We start from the raw sequence: 12,331 nt of genomic DNA, 5'->3' as shown, positions 1-12,331 counted from the left end.
GCCTGTGTCTCACGCTGACACGCGGGTCCGGTGGCAGCCGGAGTGGAGGTCCTGCTTGTGCAGGGTCCGGGGGCTGCCACCGGAGCGGGGTGCTGCGGGTCTTACTTGAGGTAGACGATGCCGTCCGTGGTGACGGCGGGGCGGTCGGCGGTGCCGACGACGACGATCTTGATGGTGTGCTTCGCGCTGGTGGGCCAGGTTTTGGTCCAGATCGCGTCGCGGTACTTGGTCGTCGTCGACTTGAGGTCGACTGTGGCGGTCTTGGTGCCGTCGATGTAGATGTCGGCCTGTCCGGAGGTGGAGGCGCGGGATACCAGCCAGGCCACGGAGCGGCCGGTGAAGGTCCAGGTCAGGGAGGCGTTCTTGGCCGAGCTGGTGTAGGAGTTGCCGCCCAGGTAACTGGTCGAGGCCTTGCTTGTCCAGGTGCCGGTCTTGGTCGCGGCCGTCTCCTGGACGATGACCGGGGTGCCGGACACGGTGGCCGTGCCGGTGTTGCCCGCCTGGTCGTACGCGGTCAGGGACCAGGTGCTCGCCGCATCTGACTTGGCGGTGAGGGCGGCGGTGGTCGTGGTCGGCCCGTACGTGGCGGCGGCCGGGGCGGTGAGCCTGACCTCCTTCAGCGCGGCGTTGTCGGCCGCCTTCCAGCTCAGGGTGACCGGGACCGCGGTCGTGTTCACCGTTCCCAAGCGCAGTGCCAGGGCCGGCTTGGTGGGGAAGGTGGGAGCGGTGGTCTCCGCGACGACTGTGGCCGCCGCGGAGGTGGCCGTCTTGCCGGACTGGTGGGTGGCCCGGACCTGCACCTGGTGGCTGCCGAGCGCCAGCGTGGCCTTGGCCGAGGTGGCGGTTCCTGCGGCCGTGGCCACCGGCTGTCCGTCGACGAGGAGTTCGTACTTGGTGATCAGTGCGGACGGTGTGGTGGCCGCCCAGTTCACGGTGATCGCGGCTTTGGTGTAGTACGTCGTGCCGGACAGGCCGGCGCCGGTGACGGACTTGATTGCCAGGCCGGTGACGGGGCCGGCGGCCCAGGCGCGGAGGGTGGGCAGCTTGGCGTAGTAGGCGTTGCCGGGGCACTGGGTGTTGAAGCCGTCGCGGTGCCCGTGGATGGCCGGCAGGCTCAGCTTCGCGCCCTTGGCCCAGGTCTTGCCGGCGTAGCTGCGGCCGCTGTCACCGGCGGTGAGGGTGGTAGTGCCGGTCGGGTCCACGCCGTACTGCCCGAGCTTCCAGGCGGCTATTCGGGCGACCGAGGTCAGCGCGGCGTCGCTCGGCGCGACGTCGGTGTAGGTGCCCAGGACGGAGATGCCGGTGGTCTCGGAGTTGAAGCCGTAGGCGTGGGCGCCCATGACCGGCCGGTCCACTCCGCCCTTGCGGCCCTCGTAGACCGTGCCGCACTTGTCGACGAGGAAGTTGTAGCCGAGGTCTTTCCAGCCCAACTGCTTGACGTGGTACGCGTAGATGCCGCGGACGACCGCGGGGGCGTCGGCGCAGGTGTAGTTGTTGCTCTCGGCGGTGTGGTGGACCACCACCGCCTTGATCTTTCCGCCGGGCAGGTAGTCGGGCGCCTCGGGACTGATCGACTCGTCGGCGCCCCACCCGGCCCGCGACACGATGGTCGGCCTGGGCGCGGTGGACGGGGGACCCGCGGGCGCGGTGGCACTGGGGCTGGGGGTTGTGGACGGGGGCTGGGAGGCCGGTGCGGAAGAACTCGGCGCCTGGCTCGGCGGGGTGGACTCGGCCGGGGTCTCGGACTCGGCCGGATCGGTGGTGGGATCGTCGCCGGCCGGAGTCTCGGCCGGCGGGGAGTCGGCCGGTTGACCCTCCGTGGGGTCGGGCGACTCGGACGGATCGTCGGGCGCGTCCACGCTGAAGGCCGCCGGTTCCATCGCTCCGGTGCCGCTACCGCCGCCCTTCCCCGGATCGATCATGTCCAGGCGCAACCCGGCAGGCAGACGATCGGACGTACGTCCGCCCGCGGTGACCCGCACCTCCACCCCGTCGGAGGGCCCCACCCAGGCTGGTTCCGTACCGCCGCGCCGGGCGGCCGCCTCGCCCTGACCGCCACGGCCGTCCAGCCGCAGCCAGTCCGACCACTGACCGGATCCCACGGCACGGGTGCGGGCCTCGATCGTGCCCTCGATCCGCGACGAGGGGTCGCTCCAGGTGATGCCGAGCATGCTGAACGGCTCGGTCTCCTGCTGCTTCAGGGTGGCCTTGGTGCCGTGCTCGGTCGTCGGCAGCTCGGCGGTGAGGGCCTGGCTCCTCACCGGACCCGGCTTGCCGTCACCATTGGTGTCGTTGCCCGACTGGTCGGAGCCCGTGGTCAGTAAGAGCCCTCCGACAATGCCTGCCGTGACCACGGCAGCCGTACCCCAGATATAGCGAGGTCTACCCATGATTGATCTGCGATGTCCTTTGTGAGGGGTGAGAAAACGAGGTCACATCGCACCAGCAGGGCGGGGCGACCCACCCAGCAGACCTTCAAGATCCACTAAGGGTTGCGTCATCACACCCCAAGCCGCCAAGTGATTCAGACCACAGCTCTGATTCTCCGACTCAAGATCCTTTCACCTCTCGCTGGTGGGGAGCGTCGGTCAACTCGGAAACGGGCACGGACCCGGGCCCGGCCGGGAGAATCCGCAGGGAGCGGACGACCGCGCAGCTCGCCGATGAGTTGGCGGCCTCGGTGGCGCGGGCCTGCTCCAGCCGGACCTTCGTCGTCCAGGCCTTGACTCCGCGCACACGGTGAACCAGCCCGTCTCGGAGTCACAGCCGACAGCCGCGATGTGCCCGGCCAGCGCGCCGCGACGGCTGCCCACCGCTCTCGCAGCAAGGCTGCCGACGGCCGGGAGTTCCCAGGTCCGCTCGGTGACCCGCTTGCCGATTGCCGCCGTCGAGTCGAGTGGCCCCCGCCCATCCCGGCGCACCGCACGGTCCGTATCTGCGGGAGGGGCTGCCGGGGCGCCGTTAGAGCCTGAACGATCTGCTGCGCGCGCAGGCCCAGGGGCTACTTCCTCGTCGTCGCCGACTTCTTCGTGATTATGCGGGCCAAAGTGACCGCATCGTGGTCGGCCTCGGCCGGGGCTGTGAGGCCGACTTAAGGGTGTTGCCGTGCTCGTCAACTTTCGGACCGGTCAGGAGATCAGCTGCTCACTGAGCATCTATGGCCACTAAACGTGCTCGAAAAGATTCGTACGGTGATAAAGGTCACGACCTCGGTTCGGCGGAGCAAGATCCTTTTTACCTCCCACTTGCCGTCTTTGCTCCCTTTTTACTTGCGCTAGCTTCACGACAGCGTCACATCTGTGACGTTTTCGCGAAGTGGATAAATCGGAGAATCAGGATGATTCGCAATCATGCGGCCCATCGACGCAAGCGCCCCTGGGCCGGGGGGAGCACTCGCTGGATAGCGGGAGGCCTGTCACTGGCCCTTGCCGTTACGCTCCTTGACGGTGCGTACGCAGCGGCCGGCGCCGCGCCGCAGAACCCCAAGAAGCCGAAGAGCGCGGCCGCCACCCAGGCCGCGGACATCCCGTCGGCGCGCGTTGCTGCTCGGCTGTCCGGCAAGCGGGTCGAGGCGCTGTCCGAGCGCACCGAGACCTCGACGACCTGGGTGAACAAGGACGGCTCGCTCACCACGGAACTCGCTGCCGGGCCCGTTCGGTTCACGGACGAGGCCACGGGGCAGTGGCGTGAGGTCGACCTGGACCTTGTCCAGGGTGCCGACGGGAGTGTCGAGCCCAAGGCCCACCCGGGCGGGCTGCGCTTGTCCGGCAAGTCCGGGACCCCGGCGACGTCGCTGAAGGCCGCTCGGCAGGCCGAAGCCACCGACCTGGCGACCTTAGGTGAGGGCGATCAGCAGATCACCCTGCAGTGGAAGGGTGGTCTGCCCCAGCCGAAGCTGGACGGTACGCGGGCGGAGTACGTCAACGCCGTACCCGGCGCGGACGTCGTAGTGGAGGCCACCCGGACCGGGTTCGAGCAGTTCGTCGAGCTCAAGCAGCGTCCCGAGACCGGTGACGCCGGCGGCTACTCCTACACGCTTCCGTTGAAGGCCAGGGGCCTGAAGGCGAAGCAACTGGCTGACGGCAGTGTGTTGTTCACTGACAAGAAGGCCAAGAAGCGGGCTGTCATGCCCGCGCCAGTGATGTGGGACGCCACCGTCGATGAGCGCTCCGGTGAGCACACCCGCAAGTCCAGGGTCGGTCTGAAGGTGGTCCAGAAGGGCGCCTCCGTCGACCTGGTGATCACCCCGGACGCCGACTTCCTTGCCGACCCGGACACCAAGTACCCGGTCACCATCGACCCGTCCACCTCCTCGCTGTCCAACGTCTTCGACACCTACGTGCAGCAGGGCGAGACTGTCGACTGGTCGGCCGACACCGAGCTGGACTGGGGCAACCCCGGCACCAAGAACGCCGACGGCACCCCGCGCACCGCGCAGACCTTCATCTCCTGGAACACCACGCCGATCCAGGACGCGCTGGTGCTGGACGCGAAGCTGTCGCTGTACAACTTCCACTCGGGCAACACCGACTGCAAGGCGTACCCGTGGGAGGTGTGGTCCTCCCCCGCCGCCTCCACCTCCAGCCGGTGGACCAACCGCCCGACGATGACGGCGAAGAAGGCCACCTCCACAGAGACCCGCGGCAACCCGTCGTGCACCAGCACCCAGCCCAAGGGCTGGATCAACGCCGACATCACCACGCTGGTGCAGGAGTGGGCCTCAGCCAAGGCCACCCGTGGCCACATGGGCATCCAAGCCACGAGCGAAGCGGTCGTGGCCCAGTGGAAGCGCGTCAACTCCGCCAACGCCGCCTCCAACCCGCCGAAGCTGGTAGTCAACTACAACTATCGGCCGCGCACCGGAACCAAGCAGGAGGCCGGCCCGCCGTACTTCTCCTACGGCGGCGACTACGTCGTCAACACCACCACGCCCACCCTGCGCGACACCTTCGTCGACGCCGACGGTGACAAGGTCAACGGCACCTTCCAGATCTTCGACTCCGCCACCAACGCCCAGGTCGGCAACGTCCTGGTGTCGAAGTACGTGCCCTCCGGGCAGGTCGCCTCGGTGACCGTCCCGGCCGGGGTGCTCGCCGAGGGGAAGACGTACAAGTTCCGCACCAGCCCGTACGACGGCACGCACTACAACACCGGCTGGTCGGCGTGGAAGACCTTCACCGTCGACACCAAGGCGCCATCCGCCCCGACGAAGATCGTCTCCACGGACTACCCCACCGGTCAGTGGGTGAAGGGCACCGGCCAGGCGGGTACGTTCACGGTCACTCCGCCCGCCGGCGGTGACCACAACTGGCTGGAGTGGTCGCTGGACGGCGTCGCCTGGACCAAGGTGACCACGAGCGGCTCCAGCGCCAACAAGGCGATCTCCATCGCCCCGCCCAAGGACGGCACCCACACCCTGCAGGTGCGGGCCGTGGACAAGGCCGACAACAAGTCCGAGGCGGCCGAGTACACCTTCCACGCGGGCCCCGGCGGGTTCGTCCAGCCCAACGACGGCGAACGCACTGCCCGCCGCCTGCCCCTCGTCGCGGAGGCCGAAGGCACCAAGTACAACGCGGTGTCCTTCTCCTGGCGGCGCTCCGAAGCCGACAAGTGGGTGGAGATCCCCAGCGGTCACGTGACCTCCGGCGGCACCCCGTTGACCGCGTGGCCCGTTTCGCTGACCAACGGCAAGAACGCCCCACTCGTCTGGAACGCCACCGACACCGTCGACCCCGACGGCACCGTCCAGGTCAAGGCCGACTTCACCGGCCCGGGCAACGCCTCCGGCAGCACCGAGCCGCTGACCGTCGTCGTCGACCGCAACGCCGACGGCGCCGCGAGCCAGGGCGTGGGCCCCGGCACGGTGAACATGCTGACCGGCGACTTCGGTCTGTCGGCCACGGATGCCTCCGCGTTCGACATGTCCGTCACGCGTACCGCCTCGTCCCGTATGCCGGACAAGGGCGCCACCCAGGAGGGACAGGCGCCGATCTTCGGCAAGGAGTGGGTGTCGGGTGCGACCGCCGAGCTGACGGACTCCGACTACTCCCACATCCGAAAGATCTCGGACACGGCCGTGGCCGTGGTCGGCTCTGAGGGTGAGGAGACGCACTTCACCGCGAACGCGGCCAGGACGGGCTGGATTCCGGAGCCTGGTGCGGAGGATCTGACCCTCAAGGGCAGCGTGAGCGGCAGCTTCACGCTCTCCGACACCGAGGGCACGGTCACGGAGTTCACCAAGCCCGATCCGACCGTGCCGACCTGGCAGGTCTCCAGCACCCTGCTGGACGGACTGTCCAACTCCACCACCACGGTGATCTCGCAGAAAACCACCTACAACGGCAAGGACGTCGCCCGGCCCAAGTGGGTCATCGCGCCCACCTCGGCCGTGACCGCCGCGGACTGCGCCGCGGATCCGGCGACCAAGGGCTGCCGGGTCCTGGAATACCTGTACCCGCTGACCACCACCGCCACGGACACCGCGTTCGGTGATGTGGTGGGCCGGGTCAAGTCCATCCGCCTGTGGGCCACCGAGCCCGGAGCGGCCAGCTCCAAGGTCCTCGCCATCCAGTCGTACGCCTACGACACACAGGGGCGGCTGCGCGAGACCTGGAACCCGCGCATCTCTCCCACGCTCAAGACCACGTACGAGTACGACAGCGCGGGCCGCGTCGTCAAGTTCACCCCGCCCGGCGAACTGCCCTGGACCTTCACCTACGGCAAGGCCGGCAACACCGCCACCGCCGGTGACGGCATGCTGCTCAAGGCCACCCGCGCGGGGCTGAAGCAGGGCACCGCCGATGTCGAAGAGGGCACGGCCGCCACCAGCATCGTCTACGACGTGCCGCTGACCGGCACCGCCGCCCCGAACAAGATGGGCGCCTCCGATGTGAAGGCATGGGGCCAGCTCGACGCGCCGACGGACGCGACCGCGGTCTTCCCGGCCGACGCCGTGCCGTCCTCGCACTCCGGCGGCTCGCTGACCGCGGCAGCCTACAAGCGGGCCGAGGTGCACTACCTGGGCGTATCCGGCCGTGAGGTTAACTCCGCCACCCCGGGCGGATACATCACCACCACCGAATACGACCGCTTCGGCAACACCGTCCGTGAACTGTCGGCGGCCAACCGGGCCGTCGCCCTCGGACTCACGGCCGGCGACCGGGCTGTCCAGGCCGACCTGGGCATTGCCCAGATGACGGCCGCGGAGCGCGCCGACCTGCTGGCCACCCGCTCCGTGTACAACGAGACCGGGACCCGGGAGTTGGAGGAGTTCGGCCCGCTGCGCCGGGTCGAACTCACCGCAGACCTGAAGTCCGGCACCACCACCCTGGTGCCTGCGGGTGCCTCGGTGACCGCCCGCAGCTGGACGGTCAACGAGTACGACGTCGGGCGGCCGACCGACGGCACTGCCAAGGTCAGGGATCAGGTCACCAAGGTCACCAAGGGTGCGCAGGTGCGCGAGCACCCGTCTGTCCAAGCGGAAACCCGGACCGTCCAGACGGCGTACGACTGGGCCAGAGGCCTGCCGACCCAGTCCATTCAGGATCCGGGCGGCTTGGCCATCACCACCAAGACCGAGTACGACGCCCAGGGCCGGGTCGTCAAGACCATGAACACCGGCAGCACCGGAACGGACGCCGGCACGGTCGTCACCACCTACTGGTCCGCCACCGGCACCGGCACCTGCGCCGGGCGGCCCGAGTGGGCCGACTTGGTCTGCTCGGTCGGACCGGGCGGAGCGATCACCGGTGGCGGCTCCAACCCGGCGCAGCTGCCGACCACCACCACCGAGTACGACTGGTGGGGCAACTCGGCCAGGAGCACCGAGACCGCCAACGGCGTTACCCGCACCACCACCACGTCCTACGACAACGCCGGTCGCCCGACCACGGTGAAGGTCACCGGCGGGGTCGGACAGGCGGTGCCGGAGGTCACCACCGAGTACGACCCGGCCACCGGCAAGGAGGCAAAGACCGTTTCCGCCACCGGCGGAACCATCACCCGGGTCCACGACAAGCTCGGCCGCCTCATCGCCTACACCGACGCCGACGGCGGAAGAACCAGCACCGAGTACGACCTGCTCGACCGCCCGGTCAAGATCACCGACACAGTCCCGTCCACCGTCACCTACACCTACGATCACACCGCCGAGCCGCGCGGCCTGGCCACGAAAACCACCGACTCGGTCGCCGGTTCCTTCTCCGCCACCTACGACGCCGACGGCTCGGTGGCCACCGAGAAGCTGTCCGGCGGCTACACCCTCACCGTCACCGAGGACACCACCGGCTCTCCGGTCGACCGCACCTATACCCGTGACAGCGACGGAACCGTCGTGATGTCCGACGCGGTCACCGAGTCCGTCCACGGCCAGACCATCACGCACGCCGGATGGTCCGACCAGACCTACCGCTACGACGCGATCGGCCGCCTCACCACCGTCGAGGACACCGTGGAGACCGTCTGCACCCGCCGGGTCTACGGTTTCGACAAGCACAGCAACCGCACCTCGGTGACCACTGCTGCCTCGGCTCCCGGCCAGGACTGTCCCCTCACCGGAGGCACTGCCAAGACCCACACCTATGACAGCGCCGACCGCATCACCGACAGCGGCTACACCTACGACGCGTTTGGCCGCACCACCGCCCTGCCCGGCGGGGTGAGCGTCGGCTACTACGCCAACGACCTCGCCCGCCAGCAGACCGCGAACAACAAGCGCCAGACCTGGCAGCTCGACGCCAACCTGCGCTTCCGCTCCTGGACGGTGGAGACCAACAGCGGGGGCACCTGGTCGCCGACGGAGAACAAGCGCAACCACTACGACGGCGACAACGACAACCCCCGCTGGATCGTCGAGAACACCGCCACCGGTGCCCTGACCCGCAACGTGGACTCCCTTTCCGGAGACCTTGGTGCGATCACCAGCGCCACTGGCGACATCGTGCTCCAGTTCAGCGACATCCACGGCGACATCGCCCTGCAACTCCCCCTCAACGCGGGAGAGTCCCCGATCGTCCTGGACACCGACGAGTACGGCAACCCGCGCAGCAACCAGGACGCCGTCCGCTACGGCTGGCTCGGCGGCAAGCAGCGCTCCAGCGAGACCGTCGCCGGCTACACCCTCATGGGCGTACGCCAGTACAACCCGGCCACCGGCCGCTTCCTGTCCGTCGACCCCGTCCAGGGCGGCAACGCCAACGCCTACGAGTACTGCACCGGCGACCCTGTCAACTGCACCGACCTCGACGGCAAGTGGAGCTGGAAGAAGGCGTTCAAGAAGACCAAGAGCTGGGCCTGGCGCAACAAGTGGGACATCGCCCTCACCGCGGCCGGCTTCATCCCCGGCCTCGGGGCCGCCGCCTGGGGCTACCGCGCCTACCGCGGCTACCGGGCCATCCGCGCCGCACGGACCATCGCCCGCGCCTGCCACCGCAACTCCTTCCTTCCCGAGACACCGATCGTCATGGCCGATGGGAGCACCAAGCCCATCAGCGAGGTGAAGATCGGCGATCACGTGTTCGCGGCGGACGAGGTGACGGGCGAACTCACCGTCTCTCCCGTCACTGATGTCATCATCGGTGACGGGACCAAGGACCTGGTCACCCTGTCCGTGGACGCCGACGGTGACGGGCGTTCCCAGAAGATCACAGCTACGGCCGGCCACCCCTTCTACGCTCAGGGCCGAGGCTGGGTCGACGCGTCCGAGCTGCGCCCCGGGGAACGCTTGATGAACCCGCGAGGGCCGGTCCCCACGGTCACCGCCACCAGCCGCACGCAGGAGATCCGCACCGTCTACAACCTGACCGTCGCTGGAAGCCACACCTACTTCGTGGCAGCCGACGGCCAGTCGGCGCTCGTCCACAACTGCGCTCGCCGGATCCCCAAGAAGCGGGGGTGGAAGGACCTGCGCACGCCGACGAAGTACAAGTCGAAGCAGGCTGCCATCGACGCCGCCAAGCGCGACGCCCGCGTGGGCGGGCGCTGTCGGTACCGTGGCGTGTGTTCGTCGGGTAACCACGTCCACGTCGATTACTTCAACAAACAAGGAAGAATCTCGCACACCCGCCACTACAACTGGTGACGGGACAGTGTTGAGGAGGGCCCGGCCGTTTCCTTCGACCGGGCCCTCCGGCCTCACCACTCATACAGAAACAGACGAGAGACAGCAGAACACCATGAGCATTTCCGACGCGTTGAACGATCTCGTGGCAGCTCTGACCGAGCATGCGGAGGTCATGTCCGGGCAGGACGTTTCGCCCGAGCGGGCCGTTGACGTCATCGAAAAGGTGCGGCTCGCGGCGGTGCGCTACTCCAGCGAGACGTTCGATTCCTCGGGCTGGGGCAGCCCGTTCTCCGACGTATTCGATGACGAGGAATATGTAGATGGCGAAAGCGATGCCGAAGAAATTCCGGACGCGGCGGAGCGTATCAGCATCACAGGCCGCTGGGATTTCGTGGTGTCGGACCGGAAGGCCTGGTTCGCATACGTCGACCAGCGACTGAAGGAACTCAACCTGTCCGACTGTGCCGTAGAACTGAACAACGTGGCTCAAGCGGCACACGAAATCCTCGCACACAGCGATCCCTTCGGTGCCTACACGTCGCACGGACTGGCCGATGGCGGCAAGGACTGGGGCCTCGAAGAGATCCCGAAGACCCTTTCTGAGATGACAGCCGAAGAACGGTCCGCCGCAGCAGGCACCGGTGCACCTTCGAGCGGATCCGACGCGTAACAGACCAGCACGGGTCGGCGAGGACGGCGCAAGACGCTGCTACTGCAGCAGGTCCTCGCCGAACCGGCCTGGGCATCGAGGCTCAGCTACGAGGACCGGCGCGGCCTGACCGCGCTGTTCTGGTCGAACATCAACCCCTACGGGACCTTCCGCCTCGACATGGAGACTCCTCTGGACCTCGGTGGACTGGTAGCCGAATTCACGAGGCCTTGCGCCAGCTCTCGGATCACTCATCCGTTGACGGATGCCTGTTGGGGCGCCGATGCATCACGTTCGCCGGTTTCTGGACCAGAGCGGCGGCGTCCGCCAGGCCCCGCGGCAGCGGTCGAAGCGGCATCTGCTGAGCGTGGGGCAGCGGGCGGTGCTGGACTCGCTGCTGACGGTGCCGCTCGGCCCGTCCCCCGTCGTCCATGCCCGCGCGTCCAGCCAACCCGCCAGCTCCTCGCGGACCTCGGCGAAGTCCCGCCAGCCCCCGGGGCGGCCGGCCTCCGAACACGCCTCGGCCCGATCGCCCACGACCACGTCCGGCACCGCAGGCCGGAGGGACGCCGTGCCCGGGGATCTCTGGGATCGGACACCGGTGCCCCTGCTGAGCAGGGGCACCACGATCGGGCTGGGTGATCAGACGGTGTGCGAGGTGTCAGAGCCACATGAGCTCGGACACCGCGATCGGGTCGGTGCGGCACAGGCGCAGCAGTTCCTTTTAGTTGGGGAGGAACTGGCCGGGCTAACCGCGCGCGTCTTGGTACTCGAGCAGTTCCGTTGCTGTAGCACCAGGACTTTCGCATCCGGCGACTACTTGAGCGCTACTGCGTCACCGGCCGACACGATCCGGGCCGTCGTCGTTGTGCCAGGGAAGTACCAGCGCCAACTCCCTGCCGCTGTGACGGTCACCTTGGTGCTGAGCTGCCCGGAGCTGCCCGTCTTCACAGTTTTGACCGTGCTGTAGTGCGTGGCGCCGGCCTTGCGGTACTGGAGCTTCACGACCTGCCCGGCGAACCCGTGGTACTTCAGGGTCTCCCAGTTCGCCCGCGACAGTTTGCCGGTGATCGTGAGCTTCGCGCCCTTGGCGACCCGCTCGGGGGCCGCGTCCGTCGTCAGCCGCGAGGCGCGCTTCACCTTGTACCGGGCAATATCATCGGAAATCCAGTAGTCGCCGTCGTTGGCCTTGACAGTGGCGTTCACCGTCCAGAGGCCGGCGACCTTGTTGGAGTCGATATCGTCACTGGCCGGGATCCAGGCCGGGTCCACCGTCATGGTTGCCGTGCACACCGACGTGGTCGAGGTCTTCTTCCGGCACGTCGTGCCCGTCCAGCTGAAGAAGCCGTAAAGGTTGGAGCGGTTGAAGGTGCTGACGTGGGTGAGCCCCTTCACCCCTGAGTTGTCCTTGACGGTGATGGCGATCGGGAACGTCACCTTCTTCGCCGTGCCGATCGTGACGTTGGCCCCGCCGTTGACGACGGTCGACACCACCCGGACGTCCCCCCGCCCCTCGGCGTGGGCTCCCGTCGCCGCCAGCAGCACCAGGGCGACTGCCCCTCCCGCCGCCACCCAGCCGGTTCTTCGCCCGGAGCGTGTTGTGCCTTTCATAGTCCTCCCCT

The 12,331-nt window shown here is 68.2% G+C and carries 4 protein-coding genes; 2 read left to right on the top strand and 2 right to left on the bottom strand.

Going from position 1 to position 12,331, the window contains the following annotated elements; translation table 11 throughout:
* Positions 1 to 101: 101 nt before the first annotated feature.
* On the bottom strand, positions 102 to 2,390 hold the full coding sequence (locus tag ACIQFZ_RS30935) for an N-acetylmuramoyl-L-alanine amidase (RefSeq protein ID WP_402692748.1): 2,289 nt from the start codon (positions 2,388 to 2,390) through the stop codon (positions 102 to 104).
* Between the two features lie 947 nt (positions 2,391 to 3,337).
* Here ACIQFZ_RS30935 and ACIQFZ_RS30930 point away from each other — a divergent pair.
* Both ACIQFZ_RS30930 and ACIQFZ_RS30925 read left to right on the top strand, forming a co-directional pair.
* On the top strand, positions 3,338 to 10,078 hold the full coding sequence (locus ACIQFZ_RS30930; protein ID WP_402692747.1) for a polymorphic toxin-type HINT domain-containing protein: 6,741 nt from the start codon (positions 3,338 to 3,340) through the stop codon (positions 10,076 to 10,078).
* A gap of 94 nt (positions 10,079 to 10,172) precedes the next feature.
* On the top strand, positions 10,173 to 10,730 hold the full coding sequence (locus tag ACIQFZ_RS30925; RefSeq protein WP_402692746.1) for a hypothetical protein: 558 nt from the start codon (positions 10,173 to 10,175) through the stop codon (positions 10,728 to 10,730).
* A 795-nt stretch (positions 10,731 to 11,525) separates the two neighbouring features.
* Here the strand turns inward: ACIQFZ_RS30925 and ACIQFZ_RS30920 are convergent.
* Positions 11,526 to 12,320 (bottom strand): hypothetical protein, encoded by a 795-nt coding sequence (locus tag ACIQFZ_RS30920; RefSeq protein WP_402692745.1) that lies wholly within the window; start codon positions 12,318 to 12,320, stop codon positions 11,526 to 11,528.
* Positions 12,321 to 12,331 lie beyond the last annotated feature (11 nt).

The sequence above is a fragment of the Streptomyces sp. NPDC093064 genome (genome assembly GCF_044754605.1).
Lineage (GTDB): Bacteria > Actinomycetota > Actinomycetes > Streptomycetales > Streptomycetaceae > Streptomyces.
Note: the sequence above shows the minus strand (reverse complement) of the source record. Positions and strands in the feature narration are given on the sequence as shown.